At 68.3% G+C, this 21470-nt stretch carries 16 protein-coding genes, 2 tRNA genes and 1 pseudogene; 5 read left to right on the forward strand and 14 right to left on the reverse strand.

What is annotated here, in order from left to right; translation table 11 throughout:
* Position 1 precedes the first annotated feature (1 nt).
* Together E1161_RS22030 and pknB are read left to right on the forward strand one after the other, a co-directional pair.
* Positions 2-1354, forward strand: a complete 1353-nt coding sequence (locus tag E1161_RS22030) for a serine/threonine-protein kinase (protein WP_132626313.1) — start codon at positions 2-4, stop codon at positions 1352-1354.
* Positions 1351-3312 (forward strand): Stk1 family PASTA domain-containing Ser/Thr kinase, encoded by a 1962-nt coding sequence (gene pknB / locus E1161_RS22035; RefSeq protein WP_132626315.1) that lies wholly within the window; start codon positions 1351-1353, stop codon positions 3310-3312. The genes E1161_RS22030 and pknB overlap by 4 nt, the downstream gene beginning before the upstream one ends.
* A 67-nt stretch (positions 3313-3379) precedes the next feature.
* Here the strand turns inward: pknB and E1161_RS22040 are convergent, their stop codons facing one another.
* Positions 3380-4024 (reverse strand): aminodeoxychorismate/anthranilate synthase component II, encoded by a 645-nt coding sequence (locus tag E1161_RS22040; RefSeq protein ID WP_132626317.1) that lies wholly within the window; start codon positions 4022-4024, stop codon positions 3380-3382.
* A 391-nt stretch (positions 4025-4415) separates the two neighbouring features.
* Between E1161_RS22040 and crgA the strand changes: the two genes are divergently transcribed.
* Positions 4416-4682, forward strand: coding sequence for a cell division protein CrgA (gene crgA, locus E1161_RS22045; protein WP_132626319.1), 267 nt, complete (start codon positions 4416-4418; stop codon positions 4680-4682).
* 242 nt (positions 4683-4924) lie between these two features.
* Positions 4925-5335 (forward strand): PH domain-containing protein, encoded by a 411-nt coding sequence (locus E1161_RS22050; RefSeq protein WP_235875218.1) that lies wholly within the window; start codon positions 4925-4927, stop codon positions 5333-5335.
* Between the two features lies 1 nt (position 5336).
* On the opposite strand, the gene E1161_RS22055 is transcribed toward E1161_RS22050, so the two are convergent.
* Both E1161_RS22055 and E1161_RS22060 read right to left on the reverse strand, forming a co-directional pair.
* Positions 5337-6107: a rhomboid family intramembrane serine protease gene (locus E1161_RS22055; RefSeq protein WP_235875219.1), complete on the reverse strand. Its 771-nt coding sequence runs from the start codon at positions 6105-6107 to the stop codon at positions 5337-5339.
* 177 nt (positions 6108-6284) lie between these two features.
* Positions 6285-6833, reverse strand: coding sequence for a peptidylprolyl isomerase (locus tag E1161_RS22060; RefSeq protein ID WP_207920343.1), 549 nt, complete (start codon positions 6831-6833; stop codon positions 6285-6287).
* A 159-nt stretch (positions 6834-6992) separates the two neighbouring features.
* Between E1161_RS22060 and E1161_RS22065 the strand changes: the two genes are divergently transcribed.
* The gene (locus E1161_RS22065) at positions 6993-7553 is read left to right on the forward strand and encodes a hypothetical protein (protein ID WP_207920344.1); all 561 of its coding nucleotides are present in this window, start codon (positions 6993-6995) and stop codon (positions 7551-7553) included.
* A gap of 164 nt (positions 7554-7717) precedes the next feature.
* On the opposite strand, the gene E1161_RS22070 is transcribed toward E1161_RS22065, so the two are convergent.
* The 11 genes and pseudogenes from E1161_RS22070 to dnaA form a co-directional block, all read right to left on the reverse strand.
* Positions 7718-7790 (reverse strand) — tRNA-Ala (locus tag E1161_RS22070).
* 46 nt (positions 7791-7836) lie between these two features.
* Positions 7837-7944, reverse strand: a pseudogene (locus E1161_RS28175) (DLW-39 family protein); the annotation flags it as partial.
* Positions 7945-8021: 77 nt separating this feature from the next.
* Positions 8022-8095 (reverse strand) — tRNA-Ile (locus E1161_RS22080).
* Between the two features lie 126 nt (positions 8096-8221).
* Positions 8222-9103: a DUF3566 domain-containing protein gene (locus E1161_RS22085; RefSeq protein ID WP_132626325.1), complete on the reverse strand. Its 882-nt coding sequence runs from the start codon at positions 9101-9103 to the stop codon at positions 8222-8224.
* Positions 9104-9180: 77 nt separating this feature from the next.
* Positions 9181-11676 (reverse strand): DNA gyrase subunit A, encoded by a 2496-nt coding sequence (gene gyrA, locus E1161_RS22090; RefSeq protein ID WP_132626327.1) that lies wholly within the window; start codon positions 11674-11676, stop codon positions 9181-9183.
* 49 nt (positions 11677-11725) lie between these two features.
* Positions 11726-13699, reverse strand: a complete 1974-nt coding sequence (gyrB, locus tag E1161_RS22095; protein ID WP_132626329.1) for a DNA topoisomerase (ATP-hydrolyzing) subunit B — start codon at positions 13697-13699, stop codon at positions 11726-11728.
* Positions 13700-14079: 380 nt separating this feature from the next.
* On the reverse strand, positions 14080-14667 hold the full coding sequence (locus E1161_RS22100; RefSeq protein ID WP_207920345.1) for a DciA family protein: 588 nt from the start codon (positions 14665-14667) through the stop codon (positions 14080-14082).
* A 91-nt stretch (positions 14668-14758) separates the two neighbouring features.
* Positions 14759-15946 (reverse strand): DNA replication/repair protein RecF, encoded by a 1188-nt coding sequence (gene recF, locus E1161_RS22105; RefSeq protein WP_132626331.1) that lies wholly within the window; start codon positions 15944-15946, stop codon positions 14759-14761.
* A gap of 231 nt (positions 15947-16177) precedes the next feature.
* The gene (gene gnd / locus E1161_RS22110; RefSeq protein ID WP_132626333.1) at positions 16178-17065 is read right to left on the reverse strand and encodes a phosphogluconate dehydrogenase (NAD(+)-dependent, decarboxylating); all 888 of its coding nucleotides are present in this window, start codon (positions 17063-17065) and stop codon (positions 16178-16180) included.
* A 177-nt stretch (positions 17066-17242) separates the two neighbouring features.
* Complete coding sequence (dnaN, locus tag E1161_RS22115; RefSeq protein ID WP_132626335.1) at positions 17243-18367, reverse strand: DNA polymerase III subunit beta; 1125 nt, start codon at positions 18365-18367, stop codon at positions 17243-17245.
* A gap of 1216 nt (positions 18368-19583) precedes the next feature.
* Entirely contained in the window at positions 19584-21431 is a 1848-nt protein-coding gene (gene dnaA / locus E1161_RS22120; RefSeq protein WP_132626337.1) for a chromosomal replication initiator protein DnaA, read from the reverse strand.
* Between the last annotated feature and the right edge of the window lie 39 nt (positions 21432-21470).

Genomic DNA, 21470 nt, shown 5'->3' on the forward strand with positions numbered 1-21470 from the left:
CGTGCTGACCACCGGCCAGTTACTCGCCGAGCGCTACCGCCTCGGCCGCCGCATCGCTGTCGGCGGTATGGGCGAGGTGTGGGAGGCGGTGGACGTCCGGTTGGACCGGACGGTGGCGGTCAAGGTGCTCAAGGCCGAGCTGTGCGGGGACGCCGAGTTCCTGCACCGCTTCCGCACCGAGGCCCGCACCACGGCGTCGCTGAACCACCCGGGAATCGCAGCGGTCCACGACTACGGTGAGACCGCTGCCGTCCCGGACGGTCCGGAGGACACCGCCTACCTGGTCATGGAGCTGGTCGAGGGAGAGCCGCTGGCGGCGATCCTGGCTCGGGAACGGCGGATCAACACCGATCACACGATGGACATGCTGGAGCAGGCGGGCCAGGCGCTGCAGGCCGCGCACGAACGCGGCCTGGTGCACCGGGACGTCAAACCCGGCAACATCCTGATCACGCCCGAGGGCAAGGTGAAGCTGACCGACTTCGGCATCGCCAAGGCGGCCGACGCGGCACCGGTCACCCGCAACGGGATGGTGATGGGAACGGCGCACTACATCGCGCCGGAGCAGGCGCTCGGCAGCGACGCGACACCGGCCAGCGACGTGTACTCGCTGGCCGTCGTCGGTTACGAGTGCCTGATGGGGCACCGCCCGTTTCTCTCCGAGAACGCGGTGACGGTCGCCATGATGCACATCCGCGACATCGCTCCACACCTCCCGCCGGACGTTCCGCCGGGAGTGCGGGCGCTGATCGAGGCGACCCTGGTGAAGGACCCGCGCCGGCGCTACGCCGACGGCGGGGAGTTCGCCGCCGCGGTCGCCGCAGTGCGCGCGGGTCGGCCGCTGCCGGCGCCGTCAGCCCTGGTCGCCCAACAGCAGCGGCCGGTGAACGTGCACGGACCGGGCACCGGCGTGCACCCGGTACCGCCGGGTCCGCCACCGATGGGCAACACCCATCCGCCCGGCATCAACCCGCCACAGCAGCCCGTGCAGGCGGTTCAACAACACCAGGTTTCACAGCAGCAGGCACCGATGCCGGGCCCGGCCAACGCCGCTGGGGTGGCAGGAGCCATGGGTGGCAATGCTCACCGGGGAAGCGGCAACACCAGAGTCTTCGTGTGGATTCTCGTCGCGGTGCTGGCAGTAGTCTTGCTGGTCGCCATCGGTCTGGTGACGTACTGGGCGGTCACCCGCCACGACCTCGGCATTGCCGGACGCGGTTCGGTGGCCACCTTGAGCCTGGATTCCACGAACGGTATGGGCCAAACTTCGCATCGGCAGGAACCCATGATCGGAATGCCTCCCGCGGGTGAGATGGGACGATCGTTGACAAGGATCGGAACGACGATTCGATGAGTTCACCTCGACTTCTATCCGACCGCTACGAGCTCGGCGAGACTCTCGGCTACGGCGGTATGTCGGAGGTGCACAAGGGCCGCGACACCCGCCTGAGCCGAGACGTCGCGGTCAAGATCCTGCGTGCCGACCTAGCCCGGGACCCCACCTTCCAGCTGCGCTTCCGCCGCGAGGCGCAGAACGCCGCAGCGCTCAACCACCCGGCGATCGTCGCGGTCTACGACACCGGCGAGACGGACTCCGAGAACGGGCCGCTGCCCTACATCGTCATGGAGTACGTCGACGGCCGGACGCTGCGCGACATCGTCAAGACCGAGGGACCGCTGTCCCCCCGGCGGGCGATGGAGGTCATGGCGGACGGCTCTGCCGCGCTGGACTTCAGCCACCGGCACGGGATCGTGCACCGCGACGTGAAGCCGGCCAACATCATGATCACCCGCTCCGGCGCGGTGAAGGTGATGGACTTCGGCATCGCTCGCGCGCTGGCCGACGGCCAGGCGCCGGTGACCCAGACCGCAGCGGTCATCGGCACCGCCCAGTACCTCTCGCCGGAGCAGGCGCGCGGCGAAGCTGTGGACGCGCGAAGCGACGTCTACGCATCCGGTTGCGTGCTCTTCGAGTTGCTCACCGGGGAGCCGCCGTTCACCGGCGACTCGCCGGTCGCGGTGGCCTACCAGCACGTCCGCGAGGAACCCCGCAAGCCGTCGGACGTCGTTCCGGCCACCCCGGCGTCGCTGGACGCCGTGGTGCTCAAAGCGCTGAGCAAGAACCCCGCCAACCGCTACCAGTCGGCGGCCGAGATGCGCGCCGACTTGGTCCGCGTGCTGTCCGGTCAGCGCCCGAAGGCTCCGATGATCATGTCGGAGGAAGAGCACACGGCGATGCTCGGCCAGGGCGCCGGTCCCACCGAGACGATCGGCTCCGGCCGCCACCGCTCGGAAGACGTCGACGACTACCCGCCGGCCCACCAGCCGGAGCGCCGGCGCAGCAAGAACGCCGTCGTCGCGCTGGTCACGCTGGCCTGCGTGGCCGTGTTCGCGCTGGCCGCGTGGCTGGTGACGATGCTGGTCGGTGCGGGTGCTCCGGATCGCGTGCCGGTCCCGAACCTCATGGGCATGACGGCCCAGGCCGCGAACGAGAAGGCCAAGACGGAGGGCTGGATGGTCCTCCCGCGGTCCTGCCCTTCCCCGGAGGACAAGCGCGGCACGATCGTGCAGCAGACGCCGAGGGCGGGGACCCTGAGCGCCAAGGTCGACACCAAGATCGAGCTCTGCGCGGGCACGGGTCCGGAGTCCACCGCGGTTCCGGACCTGTCCGGCATGACCATGACCGAGGCTCAGCAGGCCCTCGAAGCCGCCGGGCTGAAGATCGGGCTGAACCCGGACAAGAAGGAGACCTCCGACCCGAAGCAGGTCAACAAGATCCTCGACTGGGACAGCAAGGGCTCCGAGGTCGCCAAGGGCACGACGATCAACGTCGTGATCGGCCAGGCCATCCCGCAGACGGAGGTCCAGGACCTGCGCGGTCAGCAGCTGGAGACCGCGAGGGCGTTCCTCGTCGGCGCCGGTTTCAAGGTCAGCGTGGAGCAGCGCGACTCACCTGAACCGGCCAACACGGTCATCGACCAGTCGCCGTCCGGTGGCACCAAGGCCCGGACCGGTTCGACGGTGACGCTGGTGGTCTCCAAGGGCAACCAGATCACCATGCCGCAGCTGCAGAACATGTCGAAGGACGAGGCCGAGGCCGCGCTCAAGGCCGCGGGCTGGAACGGCACCCTCAGCGAGTCCGATCAGCCAACCGGGGATCCGTCCAAGGACGACAAGGTCCTCAGCAGCTCGCCGCAGGCCGGCCAGAAGATCAGCAAGGACCAGTCGATCACGATCTACGTCGGCAAGTACGACAGCTCCAGCACGAGCACGTCCCCGGGCAGCGGAGGCGGGTTCTTCCCGTTCCCCTGAGGGGACTGACGTGAAGCGGGGCGGTGGCCGAGTGGCCACCGCCCCGCTTCGCGTTCGGGGGTGCTGGTCAGCGGGCCGATGCGGCTGCGGCGACCTTGCGCATCTCGGCTTCGAGCTGGTCGACGACGTGGTCGGCCACCGGGTGACCTGCCGAGGCCATCCAGTTGGCGAGCATCCGGTGGCCGCCGTCGGTGAGCACCGACTCGGGGTGGAACTGGACGCCCTCGATCGGCAGCTCGCGGTGGCGCATGCCCATCACGATGCCGGACTCGGTACGAGCGGTGACCTCGAAGTCGTCCGGGATGGTGTCCGCTCGGACGATCAGCGAGTGGTAGCGGGTCGCGATGAACGGCTGCGGCAGTCCGGCGAACACACCGGTCCCGGAATGTTCGATCTCGCTGACCTTGCCGTGCAGCAGCTCGGGGGCGCGCTCTACCGTGCCGCCCCACACCGCGCCGATGGCCTGGTGCCCGAGGCACACGCCGAAGGCCGGCTTGCGCTCGGCGGCGCAGCGCTGGACGAGCTCCATCGTCCGTCCCGCGCGGTCCGGAGTTCCCGGACCGGGGCTGAGCAGCACACCGTCTGCAGCGGCCACGTCGTCGTCGGTGACCACGTCGTTGCGGCGCACCTCGCACTCGGCTCCGAGTTGCGCGAGGTACTGCACGAGGTTGTAGACGAAGCTGTCGTAGTTGTCGACCACCAGTACACGCACGCGCCCAGACTACGCGTCCGGCGCAGCCGAATTTTCCCGCTCTCGCCTTGGTCGGCGGTGGTCAGCCGGTGGCGACGTCGGTGAAGGGCAGCAGCGGTTCGACCCGGGGGGAACACCACGAACGCAGCAGGGCGACGACGGCGGCGACCAGCACGAGCGCCACCGGGGCCTTCGCCGCGAACGGTCCGGGCAGGTGCCGAGATCACGCGTGCATCAACGCTCTTCCGAGCGCAACCACGACGTTCCTCTCCGGTCACGGGTTTGCGAGGGGTGCTCGCTCAGCGCTGTGATTACGTTAACGTGGTAGGTGGAAAGGAGCCGTTCCGCCGCCCACGGCGACGAGCCGGGCGGGCGCGGGACGGCGGTGCCGCATCACCTGGCGAGGACACCTATGCCGAAGTCCAAGGTCCGCAAGAAGGACGACTCCCACCCGGTTGTCGATCGCCGCACGCCGGTCAAGGCGAAGTCGGTCGGTCCGTCGCACCCGATCTACGTCGCCGTGATGCTCGGCCTGATGCTCATCGGGTTGCTCTGGCTCGTCGTCAACTACATCGCGGGCGACAAGATCGGATTCATGAGCGACCTGGGCGGGTGGAATTTCGCCGTCGGCTTCTCGTTCATGATCGTCGGCCTGCTCATGACCATGCGGTGGCGCTGAACCATCCCGCTGACCTGCGGTGACGTCCGGTCTTGACGGTTGCATAAGGCCGGACGCACGCGGTCGCAATTCGAGCGCCCAGCACGACGACGCTTCGTGCACGAGCTCCGGACGAGGGAACTCCTCCGGAGCTCACTCATCCCTTTGGCGTCTTGACAGACGGTCAGCGAAACACACCTGTGTAACTAGTCCCCAGTGGGGATAAGTCCTGTGGATAACTCGGCGATAGCGGGTGGACAACGGTGGACACGGCGGAGCAGTCGATGGGCTGGGCGCCTCCGGCCGCGCTGGTGAGCTGCGGCTGGCTGCTCACCGCAGGCGCCGCGACATGGTGCTTCCTCGCCTCCACGCCGACCGACCGGGTCTTCGTGGGAGTGCTCGCGCTCGCCCTGCTGGCGGCGTCCGCCTTCGGCACCATCTGCCGTCCCAGGCTGCGCGCCGACGCCACCGGCATCACGGTGCGCGCGCTGACCGGCCGCAGGCACTACTCCTGGGACGAGGTCACCATCCGCGTCCGGGAGAACCGTCGGCTGGGACTGACCGGCACCAGCCTGGAGCTCGACGCGAACCCGGACCTGGTGGTCCTCACCCGCCTCGACCTCGGCGAAGACCCCTACGCGGCCGCCGACGCCCTGCACGCGCTGCGCAGATGAATCAGCCGCAGGCCAACTCGTAGCCGGAACCGGTGCAGGACAGGTCGCCGTAGGAAGCGTCCCGGACGAACAGCACGACCACCAGCACCACCAGCAGCCCGACCAGAGCACCGGCCTGGACGAGGGTGCGGCGCTCGCGCGGCGCGTAGACCAGGGCCGCCGTCGACGCGGCGCCCAAGATCAGCCCGCCGATGTGCCCGAGCAGCGAGATGCCGGGGATGAGCACGCTGGCGACGATGTTCAACGCGATCACGGTGATCACCGGGCGCAGGCTCACCTTCAGGCGGAGCGCGGCCACGGCGATGCCGCCCATCAGGCCGTACACCGCCCCCGAAGCACCCGCGACCGGGACTTCGGCGCCACCCAGCAGGAACACCGCGGTGCTGCCGCCGATCAGCGACAACCCGTAGACGGCGGCGAAGCGCCCGCGGCCGAGCAGCAGTTCCAAGTCCCGCCCGATCACCCACAGGGCGAGCATGTTCATCACCAGGTGCACCACACCGATGTGCAGGAACCCGGAGGTGACCAGGCGCCACCACTGCCCGCCGGCCACCGTGAACGGGATCAACGAGTAGTCGACGAACAGGGCTGACCGGAAGTTCGCCCCGAAGTTGCCCGCTTGCACGGCGGTGAGCACGTACCCGGCGACATTGACCGCGATCAGCAGCGGCACCAGGATCGGCTTGTCGCGCAGCCGCGCACCGGCGACCGTCACGGGTCGGCGCACAGTCGCGCCGGCCTCCCGGACGCAGTCCACGCACTGCTGGCCCACGGAGGCATCACGCAGGCATTCCGGGCACGCCGGTCGTTCGCACCTGGTGCAACGCAGCCCCGTCGGCCGGTCGGGGTGCCGCGCGCACGTCGGTAACTGCGGCGGCGGCGCCCCGTCCGGTCCGGGCGTCGTTCCGGGTGGCACAGTCACGGTTGAGACCTGCTTTCCCGGGCGGTGTCAGCCGCGCTCGATCGAAACCTTCTCGATGACGATGTCGTTCACCGGGCGGTCGTTGCGACCGGTCGCGGTGCCGGCGATCGTGTCGACCACCTCGCGCGACTCCTTGTCGGCGACCTCACCGAAGATGGTGTGCTTGTAGTTCAGCCAGGACGTGGCCGCCACGGTGACGAAGAACTGCGAGCCGTTGGTGTTCGGCCCCGCGTTCGCCATCGCGAGCAGGTACGGCTTCGTGAACTGGAGCTCCGGGTGGAACTCGTCGCCGAACTGGTAGCCGGGGCCACCGCGTCCGGTACCGGTCGGGTCACCGGTCTGGATCATGAAGCCTTCGATGACCCGGTGGAAGATCACGCCGTCGTAGAACGGGCCGGAGCGTTCGCCCTTGGCGTTCGGCTCCGTGTATTCCTGGGTCCCTTCGGCGAGGCCCACGAAGTTTTTCACGGTCTTGGGCGCCTGGTCGGGGAACAGGTTGATCCGGATGTCTCCCTGCGAGGTGTGCAGGGTCGCGGTCAACGTCGTCCCAACGAGCGATCCGTTGTCTTCAGCCACCCGACCATCCTGCCATCGAGCGGGCCGATTGCGGTGTCTGGGTGCAATATGGGCGGGTCCGCGCCCCTTACCCGGCTCCGTGGTGGAGGCGTGGTTGGCATGTGCTCATCCGGGATAACCGGACTGGTGAAGACAAGCCAGGCCAAGGAGGTCAAGGCGATGGATGAAGTGAACGCGATGGCCAAGGCCGGCGAGACCGTGGGGAAGGCGGTCGGCACCGGTATCAAGCAGGCTCGTCACGGCGCGAAACGCGCAGGTGAAACAGGTGCCGTGCTGTCCAGGCAGGCGGCAGCGAGGGCCGAGCGGGAACTGGCCAGCCGCGGCTATTCGACCGAGGAGTTGCAGGAGATCATCGCCCAGCGCGCCACGGGCAAGTCCCGCAAGGAGCTCGCCAAGCAGGCCAAGCAGGCCCGCAAGGACTGGGAGAAGCGGACGACCGAGTCCCGCAAGCGGCTGGCAGCCAGGATCGACCCAGCTCCGGTGAAGAAGCGCCGCTGGCCGTGGCTTCTGCTGATGCTGGTCGCGCTCGGCGTCGCCGCAGCGGCAATCGCGCTGACCCGCCGTCCCGAGGAGCTCCCGCTCGCAGCGGCGGACGACGAACCGTGGGACTCGCACACCCCGGGCACCACCCCGCCCCGCCACCGGGCTGCTGCCGAAACTGACGGCCACCAGGAACCTCTCACGGTGGAAACCCCCAAGGCGAACCCGCCAACCCCCTGATCAGACACAAGAGGCCGGGCCCAGCGGGCCCGGCCTCTTGTTGCTCACTACTAATAGCGACTCGAACCATTCAGCGATAACTAGTCACTGAGATCACCACACCGCGGAACCGTTCAGAACGCGAATACGAAGAACGCCCCGCTCAGAGCAGGGCGTTGTTGCAGTGGAGACGAGGGGAATCGAACCCCTAACCCCCGCCTTGCAAAGGCGGTGCTCTGCCAATTGAGCTACGTCCCCCCAACGGCGGCGGAGGTCAGGGCCCCCGGCCGGAGGATCAGACCTCCGCGGTGGCCTCGCGCCAGAGGTCGGCCTCAGCCTTGGCGGCCTTGTTGCGACGGACCACGAACAGCACGACTCCGGCAACTGCGGCGAGTGCGAGCAGCTTCTTCATTCCGGTCGCCTCCTAGAACACGGCATCCATGCCGTTGATGTTCGAGTCTGTTTGGAGAAGGGGAAGGAATTCCCGAGTGGGCCTAGAAGGACTTGAACCTTCGACCTCTTCGTTATCAGCGAAGCGCTCTAACCGCCTGAGCTATAGGCCCTCGTTCGTTGTGCTGCAAACTTTACAGGACGGCCTCCCGCTCTCGTCACGGGGGTCGCTCGGTCCCGAACGGGCTGCAGCGGCGGTCTCCCACCTCGAAAAACGCCGCCGCAGCCCGGTCAGCGACTCACTCGCGCTCGGACAGCGTGATCTCGATGCCGCCGGCGAAGTCCGCCGCCACGTTGTAGATGAACGCGGCCACGGTCGCCAGAGCGGTGATCAGCACGATGTTGATCGCACCGATGATCGAGGCGACACCGAAGACCCTGCCCGCGCTGATCAGCGGCTCGCTCACCGCGTCGTCGGGCTGGGTCAGCTCGGTGAACGTGCCGTTGAGCTGCTCCCAGACGCCCATGCCGTCGAGCACGCCGTAGAGCACGGCCACGGCGATCATCCAGACGAAGAACAGCGCGACGCTGAGCACCAGGGCCAGCTTCAGCACCGACCACGGGTCGAACCGCTTGACCTGCAGGCTCGCCCGGCGCGGCCCACGGCTGGGTCGCCGCGCGGACGCGCCGGTGGAGCTGCGCTGCTGCTGCGTCCCCGAACCGCTTCCCGCACCGCTGTAGGACACCTGGGTGCGCGCCGACTGCGGGACCTGCGTGCGGACCGTCTCCTGGTCGGACACGGTCTTCGGGATCGTCTGCGTGTCGTCGGAGTCGCGGCTCCCGGCGGCGGACCCGCCCGCCGCGGCACCGGCGGCGCCGCCGAGAGCACCCGCCGCCAGCGATCCCGAAAGACTGCTCGGCTCCTCCTCCGCGGGTTCTTCCTCCGAGGAGGAGGCCGAGCCCCGTTGCCACGGCGGCGGCGCGTCGGTGCCGTCAAGGGCCTCCCCGCCGCCGGTGGTGGTCGGCGCAGCCGTCGAGCCAGACTCCTCGGTCCCGCTCGCAGAGGCAGCAGCCTCAGAACCGGTCGTCTCGACCCTGTCGTCGACTGCCTGGGTGCTGGCCGCGCCCCGGCCCGCGTCCTTCTGCGGGTCCGAGGACTCCGGCTTCTCGGAACTTGTCACGAGCGATCCTTCGGTGATCGTCGGCGTCGGTGTGCCCCGTGGCGTGCCACGGCATGTTCAGTTGATCGGCGCTGCGGTCACGCCTGGTTGGGCTCCGGTGCGGCGTCCGGATCCGCTGCCTCGTCGGCGTTGCGCGCCACGGCCAGCAGGGTCGAGCCCTCGTCGAGGTTCATCAGGCGAACCCCCTTGGTCTGCCGACCGGCCTTGCGCACCTCCTTGGCGGTGGTGCGGATGACCCCGCCGGCAGAGGTGATGGCGTAGAGCTCGTCCTCCAGCTCGACGATCTGCGCCCCCACAAGCCTGCCACGTTTGCGGTCGTACTGGAGAGTCAGCACGCCCTTTCCGCCACGGCCCTGGACCGGGTAGTCCTCGATCGGGGTCCGCTTCGCGTAGCCGCCGGCAGTGGCGACCAGGACGTACCGGTCTTCGCGGCACACGCCCATCGCGAGCAGCTCGTCGCCGTCGTTGAAGCGCATGCCCAGCACACCCGAGGTGGCCCGGCCCATCGGCCGGAGCGCCTCGTCGGAGGCGTGGAACCTTATCGACTGACCTTCCGCCGACACCAGCAGCAGGTCGTCGTCGGCCGAGCACAGCACGGCGCCGACGAGTTCGTCCTCGTCCTTCAGGTTCACACCGATAAGACCACCTGATCGATTGGAATCGAAGTCCGTCAAACGGGACTTCTTGACCAGGCCGTTCTTGGTCGCCAGCACCAGGTACGGCGCTGCGGTGTAGTCCTTGATCTGCATGACCTGGGCGATCTGCTCGTCCGGCTGGAACGCCAGCAGGTTGGCCACGTGCTGACCGCGAGCGGTCCGGTTGGCCTCGGGCAGCTCGTAGGCCTTGGCGCGGTAGACGCGACCCTTGTTGGTGAAGAACAGGATCCAGTCGTGCGTGGAGCAGACGAAGAAGTGCGACACGATGTCGTCCTGCTTCAGCGCCGCTCCCTGCACGCCCTTGCCGCCGCGCTTCTGCGCCCGGTACAGGTCGGTGCGGGTGCGCTTGGCGTAGCCGGTGCGGGTGATCGTGACGACCACGTCCTCGTCGGCGATGAGGTCTTCCATGGAGACCTCGCCCTCGAACGGGACGATCTTGGTGCGGCGGTCGTCGCCGTACTTGTCGACGATGTCCATCAGCTCGTCGCGGATGATCTGGCGCTGCCGCTCGGGCTTGGCGAGGATGTCCTTGAGGTCCTCGATCTCCCGCTCGATCTCGGCGAGCTGGTCGACGATCTTCTGCCGCTCCAGGGCGGCCAGGCGGCGCAGCTGCATCTCCAGGATCGCGTTCGCCTGGACCTCGTCGACGTCGAGCAGCTCGATCAGGCCGGTGCGCGCGTCGTCGACCGTCGGCGAGCGGCGGATCAGCGCGATGACCTCGTCGAGCATGTCCAGCGCCTTGACCAGACCGCGCAGGACGTGGGCGCGCTCCTCGGCCTTGCGCAGCCGGTACTTCGTCCGGCGGACGATGACCTCGACCTGGTGCTTGACGTAGTACCGGATCGTCTGGTCGAGCCGCAGCGTGCGCGGCACGCCGTCGACCAGGGCCAGCATGTTGACGCCGAAGGTCGTCTGCAGCTGGGTGTGCTTGTAGAGGTTGTTGAGCACCACCTTCGGGATCGCGTCCCGCTTGAGGGTGACCACGATCCGCATGCCGCGCCGGCTGTTGGACTCGTCGGCGATGTCGGAGATGCCGGAGATCTTGCCTTCCCGGTGCATCGAGGCGATGTTCTCGATGAGGTTGTCCGGGTTGACCTGGTACGGCAGCTCGGTGACGACCAGCGTGGTGCGTCCCTTGCTGTCCTCCTCGACGGCCACGACGGCCCGCATCTTGATGGAGCCGCGGCCGGTGCGGTAAGCGTCCGCGATCGCGTTGGTGCCGAGCACGAGGGCGCGGGTGGGGAAGTCGGGGCCCTTGATCCGCGCCATGAGGGCTTCGAGGAGCTCGTCGTCCTCGGCCTCCGGGTGCTCCAGCGCCCAGACGACGCCGTCGGCCACCTCGCGCAGGTTGTGCGGCGGGATGTTGGTCGCCATGCCCACGGCGATGCCGCCACCGCCGTTGACCAGCAGGTTCGGGAACCGCGACGGCAGCACGTCGGGCTCCTGGGTGCGCCCGTCGTAGTTGTCGGAGAAGTCGACGGTGTCCTCTTCGATGTCGGCGAGCATGTGCATCGCCAACGGGGCCAGCCTCGACTCGGTGTACCGCATGGCCGCGGCCGGGTCGTTGCCCGGCGAGCCGAAGTTGCCCTGACCGTCGATCAGCGGGTGGCGCATCGACCACGGCTGGGCCAGCCGGACCAGCGTGTCGTAGATCGCCGAGTCACCGTGCGGGTGGTAGTTGCCCATCACGTCGCCGACGACGCGGGAGCACTTCACGTAACCGCGGTCCGGCCGGAAGCCCGAGTCGTACATCGCGTAGAGCACGCGCCGGTGCACCGGCTTGAGACCGTCGCGCACGTCCGGCAGGGCGCGCGCGACGATGACGCTCATCGCGTAGTTGATGTAGGAGTTCTGCATCTCCTGCTGGAGTTCGACCGGTTCGATCCGACCGTGCTCCGGCGGCAGGATTTCCGTCATGCTCTTCCCTTGCTAGTTCGGAGAGTTCGCTGGTTGACCTGCGCGTCGATCACACGTCGAGGAAGCCGGCGTCCTTGGCGTTGCGGGTGATGAACGAGCGCCGGGCTTCGACGTCCTCGCCCATCAGCACGCTGAAGAGCTCGTCCGCGGTCGCCGCGTCGTCCAGCGACACCTGCAGCAGCAACCGGGACTCGGGGTTCATCGTGGTTTCCCAGAGCTCGTCGGCGTTCATCTCGCCGAGACCCTTGTAGCGCTGGATGCCGTCGTCCTTCGGGAGCTTCCGCCCGCTGGCCGCGCCCTGGGCGAGCAGCGCGTCGCGCTCCTTGTCGCTGTAGGCGAACTCCGGTTCTGCGCGCGGCCACTTGATCTTGTACAGCGGCGGCTGCGCGAGGAACACGTGACCGTTCTCGATCAGCGGGCGCATGAAGCGGAACAGCAGGGTCAGCAGCAAGGTCCGGATGTGCTGGCCGTCGACGTCGGCGTCGGCCATCAGCACGATCTTGTGGTACCGCAGCTTCGACAGGTCGAACTCGTCGTGGATGCCGGTGCCCAGCGCGGTGATGATCGCTTGGACCTCGTTGTTCTTGAGGACCTTGTCGATCCGCGACTTCTCCACGTTGATGATCTTGCCTCGCAGCGGCAGGATCGCCTGGAAGCGCGACTCGCGGCCTTCCTTGGCCGAGCCACCCGCGGAATCACCCTCCACGATGTAGAGCTCGCACTCGTCGGGCTGGTTGGACTGGCAGTCCTTGAGCTTGCCCGGCAGACCGCCGATGTCCATCGCGCTCTTGCGGCGGACGAGCTCCTTGGCCTTGCGCGCGGCCATCCGCGCCTGCGCGGAGGAGACCGCCTTGTTCACGATCGTCTTCGCGTCGGCCGGGTTGCGCTCGAACCAGTCGGTCAGCCACTCGAAGGCGGTGGTCTGCACGAACGACTTGACCTCGGTGTTGCCCAGCTTGGTCTTGGTCTGGCCCTCGAACTGCGGCTCGCGGACCTTCACCGACACGATCGCGGCGAGACCTTCGCGGACGTCGTCACCGGTGAGGCTGCCGTCCTTGTCCTTGATGAGCTTCTTGTCCTTGGCGTAGGCGTTGACCACGCGGGTCAGCGCGGACCGGAAGCCCTCCTCGTGGGTGCCGCCCTCGTGCGTGTTGATCGTGTTGGCGAAGGTGTACACCGACTGGTTGAAGCCGGAGTTCCACTGCAGCGCGACCTCGAGCTCGTGCCCGTTGCCGGCAGCGTTGAAGGCGACGACCTTCTTGTGGATCGGCTCCTTCGTCGCGTTGATGTGCTTGACGAAGTCCTCGAGCCCACCCGGGTAGTGGTACGTGCGCTCGGTGATCGTGGCGGTGGCGCCCTGGGCGTCCTCACCGCCCTCCTCCGACTCGGCCGAGCGCTCGTCGCGCAGGACGATGGTCAGGCCCTTGTTCAGGAAGGCCATCTCCTGCAGGCGGCGGGAGACCGTCTCCGCGTTGTAGTGGGTGGTCTCGAAGATCGTCGGGTCGGCCCAGAAGGTGATGGTGGTGCCGGTCTTGTTGGTCTTCTCGCCGCGCTCGATGTCGGCAGCGGGTTTGGAGTCCTCGTAGCGCTGCCGCCACACGTGGCCGTCGACGTGGATCTCCGCCTCGAGCACGGTCGACAGCGCGTTGACCACCGACACGCCCACGCCGTGCAGACCACCGGAGACGGCGTAGGAGTCGCCGCCGAACTTGCCGCCCGCGTGCAGCACGGTCAGCACGACCTCGAGGGTCGGCTTCTTCTCGACCGGGTGCATGTCGACCGGGATGCCCCGGCCGTCGTCGCTGACCCGCACGCCGCCGTCGGCGAGCAGGGTGACCTCGACCTTGGATGCGTACCCGGCCATCGCCTCGTCGACGGAGTTGTCCACGACCTCCCACACCAGGTGGTGCAGACCGCGCTCACCGGTGGAACCGATGTACATGCCGGGACGCTTGCGGACGGCCTCCAGGCCCTCAAGAACGGTGATGGATGAAGCGTTGTATTCGCTCTTCTTCGGTGCCACGGGCCTCGATTTCTCCTCAAGCCGACTGTGCTGTCACGGTGATCGGTCGATGCCGGCCTGGTAACCGGCTCCGGCGCACCTCTACGACCACTTCGGGGTGACTCGGCTGCCGGCGCCGCACCCCGGCGCGGCCCGGTCCGGACCCCTCGCCGCAATCGACCGGGGAGCGCGTCGGGTCACACCCGTCTAGATTCTACTGGTCCCCCGCCGCAGAAGTGGGGCAAGGACGCCCCTAGCTTGCTCACAGAGTCGAGAACTCGGATCAATCCACCATCGAAGAGCCGTGAACGCCTGCTCGGATTTCTCTGCGGCGATCGGCCGCCCGGCGATCCTCACCTGCGAGTGGACCCGCACCTCGACGAACCGCAGCCCGCAGATTACTAGCCGTAGGTGTCCCTCGGCCCGCGCCCGGAGATGTGTCGCGGACCGTGTCGCCAGCTCGGAGCCGCAGGTCCCTGCACCTTGATCCGCTTGACCACGCCGGGCCCCACACCGTCGCTGATCCGCTTGAGGATCTGCCGCTGGAGCAGCCGCAGCTGCGTGGCCCACGCCGTGGACTGCGCCTGCACGGTGAGCTCGCAGTCCTTGAGCTGCAACGGCTTGGTGTGCTCGGCGATCTCCCCGCCGACGAGCGAATCCCACTTGGCGAAGACCTGACCACCGGAGAGGTGCTCGGTCCAGCCGTGCTCCGCGGCGATCCGCGCGGCGAGCCTGCCCAGCGGCTGCGGGTCCCGGTCGTCGGGTCCGGCACCGGTCCAGCCACGACGTCTGCGGGTGCGGAGCTTGCCCGGCTTCCCGGGTCTGCCCATCGCCTTGCGCTTGGCCGCGGACTGCTCGCGCGCCGACTGCAGCGCGGCACGAGCCAGGTCCGGCCCGGCAAGATCGCTGCCGTCGATCCCCTGACCTGGCGCTTTGTCCTCGGGCAGGGCGGCGCCGTCTGAGCCGCGAACGGGCGCTGAGTTATCCACACCATCCACAGGGTTATCCCCAGATGTGGGTAGTTCCACGAACTGATTCGTGGTCGCAGTCACTCTGCGTGCACTTCCTCGTCCGCTTCCGTCAGGCGGCACGGTGCACCTCACCTTCCCGGACGTCGAATCGGGTGCCGGTGAGCTCCTCCGGGACGTCCTCGCCGACCGCGGCCGTCACCAGGACCTGTTCGGCCCCCGAGACCAGCGCGGCGAGCCGGGAACGCCTGCGGCGGTCGAGCTCGGCGAACACGTCGTCCAGGATCAACACCGGTTCCGCGCCATCCTCTGTGAGCAGGTGGTAAGAAGCCAGCCGCAACGCCAGGACGAACGACCACGATTCGCCATGGCTGGCATAACCCTTCGCGGGCATCTCGCCGAGCAGCAGGTCCAAGTCATCGCGGTGCGGACCGACCAGCGACACGCCGCGCTCGATCTCCTGCGGTCGGACGCGTTCCAGCTCCGCGAGCAGAGCGGCCTCCAGCTCCGGCACAGCCTCGTCCCACGGGATCTCCGGGCCTCCGGGCACCCCGTAGCGCCCCGGCATCGATTCGCCCAAGCTGCTGCGATAACGCAGGTCAGCGACCCGGCCGGACGGAGTGCTCGCCTCGTCGGTCGCCGCGACGTTCGCGTATGCGCTGGTCACGTGCGGGGCAAGCGCCGACACCAGGGACAGCCTCCCGGCCAGCAGCTCGGCGCCGTAGCGCGCGAGGTGGCCGTCCCAGACCGCCAAGGTGCTCAGATCCGCCTTGCCCCCGCCCCGCCGAGCGGCGCCCGCCGACTTCAGCAGCGCGCTGCGCTGCTTGAGCACTCGCTCGTAGTCGGAGCGGATCCCCGCGTAGCGCGGCGCCCGCGCGACCAGCAGGTCGTCCATGAACCGGCGGCGTTCGCCCGGGTCACCTCGCACGATGGCCAGGTCCTCCGGTGCGAACAGCACGGTACGCAGGACCCCCAGCACGTCGCGGGGCTTGCCGGCCGCGCCCCGGTTGATCCTGGCGCGGTTGGCCTTGCCCGGTGTGATCTCCAGTTCGACCAGCAGCTCCCGGCCGTTGTTGACCACCGCGGCCCGCACCACCGCCCGGCCCGCTCCGTAGCGGACCAGCGGCGCGTCGTTGGAGACCCGGTGCGAGCCGAGGGTGGCGACGTAGCCGATCGCCTCGACCAGGTTCGTCTTGCCCTGACCGTTCGACCCGACCAGCACGGTGACTCCTGGTTCGAGTTCGAGGTCGGCGAGCGGCCACGACCGGAAGTCGTTGACCTGCAAGTGGCGCACGTACACGACGATCCAACTTAGTCGTTCTTGCCGGGCAGGTGCCGCGGACGCCGAGGCTGCGGCGTCCGCACCGTCCGATTGGTGTGTCCGGACCGTTCCGGACGGCCTGTCCGCGTGCCGCGACCAGCGCGGACACCTGCGGAACAGCGGGAACACATGTCGACAAGTCACCTTGCCGATGTTCCCGCGGTGTGGGGACGCGTCAGCCGGAGCGTCCCCACACGAGGAGTCGGCTGGTCAGTGCTCGGACTTCTGGACCGCGTGGCCGCCGAACTGGTTGCGCAGCGCCGAAACCGCCTTCATCGCGGGCGAGTCCTCCTGGCGCGAAGCGAACCGGGCGTACAGCGCGGCGGTCATGACCGGCGCCGGGACCGCGTTGTTGATCGCTTCCTCGATGGTCCACCGCCCCTCGCCCGAGTCCTGCACGTAGCCGCGCAGCTCGGACAGCTCCGGGTCCTCGTCGAGAGCCCGGACCAGCAGGTCGAGCAGCCAGGAGCGCACGACGGTGCCCTTGCTCCACGCCTTGATCGTGGCGGGCACGTCGGTGACGACGTCGGAGGCGGCGAGCAGCTCGAAGCCCTCGGCGTAGGCCTGCATGAGGCCGTACTCGATGCCGTTGTGCACCATCTTCGCGTAGTGACCGGCCCCGACCGGACCGGCGTGCGCGAAGCCCTCCTCGCGCGGGCCCTCCGGCCGCAGCGCGTCGAAGATCGGCAGCGAGCGCTCCACGTCCTCGGCGTCACCGCCGGCCATCAGGCCGTACCCGTTCTTGGCGCCCCAGACCCCGCCGGACACGCCGACGTCGACGTACTTGATGCCGTTCTCGGCCAACAGCGCGGCATTCGCCTGGTCATCGGTGAACTTGGAGTTCCCGCCCTCGATCACCAGGTCACCGGCGGACAGCAGTCCGGACAGCTCCTCGATGGTCTGCCGGGTCGGGTCGCCGTGCGGAACCATGATCCACACGATCCGCGGACCGGCCAGCTTCTCGACCATCTCCGCCACGGACGCCGCGTCGCTGACGTCCGGGTTGCGGTCGTACCCCACGACCTCGTGGCCGGCGGCCCGCAGCCGCTCGCGCATGTTGAAACCCATTCGGCCGAGGCCGACAAGCCCGAGTTGCACTGGAACTCCCTATCCGAACTGTGTGTCGACTTGTGGAGGTCGGCGCGTGGCCGGCCGCGTGCGGGACCACGGCACCCGCTGAATCGATCTGGCGCGAGCCTACGACCACGGACCGGGACGACGGGGCGGGTGGTGCGCCGGATGTGAGCCGCGCACCACCTCGGGCCTCGCCGGAGATCAGCCGGGCAGGCGGACCGGCATCAACAGGTAGAGGTAACCCTCCTGGACCTTGCCCTCGCCGTCGATCGGCTTGATCAACGCCGGGCGGTTTGCGGTGGTGAACTGCATCTGGGCGCGCTCGGACTTCAGCGCGCTGAGGCCGTCGAGCAGGTATGCCGGGTTGAACGCGATGGTCAGCTCCTCGCCGTCGAGCTCGATCGGGAGCTCTTCCTCGGCGCTGCCTTCGTCGTCACCGCCGGCGGACAGCCGCAGCAGGCGGTCGGAGAACTCCAGCCGGACCTGCGTACCGCGCTCGGCCACCAGCGACACGCGCTTGATCGCCTCGGCCAGCGGCCCGACGTCGATGTTCGCGGTCACCGCGGTCTCGGCGGGCAGCAGCTGGCGGTACTTGGGGAACTCCGCGTCCAGCAGCCGACTGGTGTTCCGGCGGGTCGTGCCGGACAGGCCGAGCAGACCGTCCCCGGAGGCCAGCGAGATCTCGACCTTGCTCGCACCGGCACCCAGCGTCTTGGCGGAGTCCGCCAGCGTCTTGGCCGGGACCAGGACCTGGGTGTCCGCGATGGTCGTGCCGGGCTCCCAGGTGATTTCGCGCATCGCCAGCCGGAACCGATCGGTGGCGACCATGGTCAGCTTGTCCGCGTTGATCTCCATCCGGATGCCGGTGAGCATCGGGAGCGTGTCGTCCTTGCCCGCGGCCACGGCGACCTGGCCGACCGCTTCGCTGAACAGGTCGGTGGGCACCGATCCGGCGTGCTCGGGCATCTCCGGCAGCGCCGGGTAGTCCTCGACCGGCATGGTCGGCAGGCTGAACCGCGAGTTGCCGCAGGTGATGGTCACCCGGGAGCCGTCAACGGTCAGCTCGACCGGGCGGGCCGGCAGCGCCTTGGTGATGTCGGCCAGCAGACGCCCGGAGACCAGGGTCTTCCCGCTGGCGTCGATCGACGCGTCGATGGTGACCTGGGCGGAAACCTCGTAGTCGAAGCCGGAGATGGTCAGCGCTTCCCCGGAACTCGCATCGAGCAGCACCCCGCCCAGCACCGGAACCGGTGGCCGTGACGGCAGGCTGCGCGCGACCCAGGCGACGGCGTCGGCAAGACCGTCACGCTCCACGCGGATCTTCATGGGTGTCCTTTCGGTTTCAGCCGTGGCTCGGCTGCCGAGAACTGTGTCGAGCCGTGCGCGGCTGGAAGGTTCGGTGTGCTCCGCGTCGAGGGCGAAGCGACCCCGCAGCGAACGGCCTGGAACTTCGCTAGGAGTTCGAGCCGGGCTTCTCGTTGCGGGGAGTTCCACCGTAGAGCGTGCTCACCGATCTCCGCATCCGGGTCGTGGCTGTTGGGCCGAGCCGGATCGAGCGTCGAGGCGGGAGTTGTCCACTTATCCACCGCCCCTAGTTCTCTTTTCTCTTTTCCAGAGAAGAGAAGAAATGTCCGCAGTAGTAGTAAGGCCTGTGAGTTGTGGGGACAACCGTCGTTTGGGCTGGTCGCGTGGCCTGGTCGCGTGTGGATGACCACTGGAAGTAACCGGGGACTACGACAGCCGGGTGGTGGACAACTTCTGGCCGTCTTGTGTTCCTCCACAACCCTCCCCAGTTGTCCACACTCCCATCCACAGTCGGAACCCGGGTTGTACCCATCCCCGGGCGGATTGGGGTTCTCCACCGGTCGGGTTGTGGGCAGGGTTGTGGGAACACTGTTGGCAACCGGCCTCAACCGTGTGGGCAGACTGTGCACAGCTTGTGGATGCACTGGGGAAGATTGCAGGTCAAGTCTGGGGATTGAATTCCTGTGGACAGCTGGCGTCTTCGGCGGCTTTTTGTGCTGGCGGTGAGGTGTAGGCCACGCAGTCGGGCAGAAAAGTTCTTGGCGGGAACGGTCCTCGTCTCACGGACCGCGCCCGAACGAACACTGGAAGTGGTGATTTCCGGGGTCAGGTATTGCGCGGAGGTGTTCGGCGGCCCCGACCGACGACCGGATCTGGCTCGGATCTTTCTGCTCGAAGCCCAGGAGCAGGCCGGAGGGGTCGAGCAGAAAGCTCACCAACACCTCGGCGGCCACCGGTGCGCGGCGCGCGGGCAGGGGTGGACCCGGGTCGGAACGCCGGAATGTTTCTGCTGCGGCGGGTGGATCGGGGCGTGCCCCAGTACCAGAAAGGTGGGCCGCGCGCGGCCTAGGGAATCACACCAGGGGACCCGCAAAATCCCGTCAGCGGCGAAATGAGCGGCTGACGCGTAAAAGGGCAGGTCAGAGCCTCGCCTTGACCGGCATGGTCAAGCGGGCGGCGGTTGAGGAGGCCCGAGTACAACTCGGACGGCGGTTGTCCTCGGCGTGGTGCGGGCCGATCAGCGGGACTGCTGCTTGATGCGGGCGGTCAGCTCCTGGACGTGCTCGTACACGCGTCGGCGCTCCGCCATCTCCTTGCGGATCTTCTTGTCGGCGTACATGACCGTGGTGTGGTCCCGGCTGCCGAAGTACTGGCCGATCTTCGGCAGCGACGAGTCCGTCAGCTCCCGGCACAGGTACATCGCGATCTGCCGGGCCTGGGCCAGCGCCTTCGTCTTGCCAGGTCCGCAGAGGTCATCCATGGTCACGCCGAAGTAGTCCGCGGTGACCGCCATGATCGTCGGCGCGGTGATCTCCGGGGTCTGCGAGTCCGGGATCAGGTCGCGCAGCACGATCTCGGCCAGCTGCAGGTCGACGGGCTGGCGGTTCAGCGACGCGAACGCCGTGACCCGGATCAGCGCGCCCTCCAGCTCGCGGATGTTGCGCTCGATGCGGGAAGCGATGAACTCCAGCACGTCAGCCGGCGCGTTCATCCGGTCCTGGGCCGCCTTCTTGCGGAGGATCGCGATCCGAGTCTCCAGCTCAGGCGGCTGGATGTCGGTGATCAGGCCCCACTCGAACCGGGTGCGCAGCCGGTCCTCCAGCGTGCGCAGCCCCTTCGGCGGCCGGTCGGAGGACACCACGATCTGCTTGTTCGAGTTGTGCAGCGTGTTGAAGGTGTGGAAGAACTCCTCCTGAGTTCCTTCCTTGCCCTCCAAGAACTGGATGTCGTCGACCAGCAGAACGTCGACGTCGCGGTAGCGGCGCTGGAACGCCACCTGCCGGTCGTCGCGCAGCGAGTTGATGAAGTCGTTGGTGAATTCCTCGGTCGAGACGTACCTGACGCGCATCCCCGGGAAGAGCCGTTGCGTGTAGTGCCCGACCGCGTGCAGCAGGTGCGTCTTGCCGAGACCCGACTCGCCCCAGATGAACAGGGGGTTGTACGCCCGAGCGGGTGCCTCGGCCGCAGCGACCGCGGCGGCGTGCGCGAACCGGTTCGACGAACCGATCACGAAGGTGTCGAAGGTGTACTTGGCGTTGAGCCTGGTCTGCGAGGTCGGCGGCGCGTGCTTGGGCGCCGTGAACGGCTGGCCCTGCTGCGGCTCGGCCGACGGGATCGTTTGACCGCCCTGGCCACGACCGAAGGTAGGCCACACGCCCTCGTCAGCGGCCTGCTCACCGGATGTGGACTCCGCTGCGCTCGTATCGGCGGAGGCCTCGGAGCCCTCGGACGCGGGTTCGGCGGGCTCGGTCTCCGTTTCGACCTCGGGTTCCGGCTTGGCCGAGGCGGGCTTCGGAACTTCGCCGTTGGGCCACTTGAACTCGGCCGTCGGGAAGTCGATGTTCGCGGCCTTCGGCTTCGGCTCGGGCGCGGCGTGCCTGCCCTGGGCCTCTGAGCTGGGTGAACCGGCGCTGGGAACGATGGGGATGGATCCCGTGTGCCCGATCGAACCGGTGTGGGCCGTGTGCCCGAAGGAGCTGTCGCCGCCGTAACCGGGGACGGAGATGTAGCTGGACGGCGACTGGTCGTCGCCACCGCGCGGGCTCCACGTCTCCGGGGCGGGCGCCGGCGCGGGCGCGGCGACCGGGCGGGTCGGCGCGGGCACCGCGGTGTCGACCTTCACGGCCAGCGAGACGTCGCGGCCGAGACGGCGGGAGAGGGCGTCGGTGATCGGATCGCGCAGCGCGCGTTCGATGGCTTCCTTCGCGAAGTCGCTCGGAGCGGCCAGCAGCGCGGTCCCGTCGAGCAGCCCGATGGGGCGGGTGACCCGCATCCACGCGCGTTGCTGCGGCGAGAGAGTGCCGGAGGACAGCTCCTGCACCACCTCTTCCCAAACTCGACCGAGATCGGCTTGGTGGTCGGACACCCGCCTGCTCCCCTCCCCTCGCTTGATGCTCCCCGGTTG

Source organism: Saccharopolyspora aridisoli (genome assembly GCF_004348445.1).
In the GTDB taxonomy this organism is placed as follows: Bacteria; Actinomycetota; Actinomycetes; order Mycobacteriales; family Pseudonocardiaceae; genus Saccharopolyspora; species Saccharopolyspora aridisoli.

Coding starts and splice junctions, on each gene's coding strand:
- gyrA (WP_132626327.1), bottom strand. CDS start 11,676: ATGACGGAAATCCTGCCGCCGGAGCACGGTCGGATCGAACCGGTCGAA.
- pknB (WP_132626315.1), top strand. CDS start 1,351: ATGAGTTCACCTCGACTTCTATCCGACCGCTACGAGCTCGGCGAGACT.
- E1161_RS22065 (WP_207920344.1), top strand. CDS start 6,993: ATGGATGAAGTGAACGCGATGGCCAAGGCCGGCGAGACCGTGGGGAAG.
- crgA (WP_132626319.1), top strand. CDS start 4,416: ATGCCGAAGTCCAAGGTCCGCAAGAAGGACGACTCCCACCCGGTTGTC.
- dnaN (WP_132626335.1), bottom strand. CDS start 18,367: ATGAAGATCCGCGTGGAGCGTGACGGTCTTGCCGACGCCGTCGCCTGG.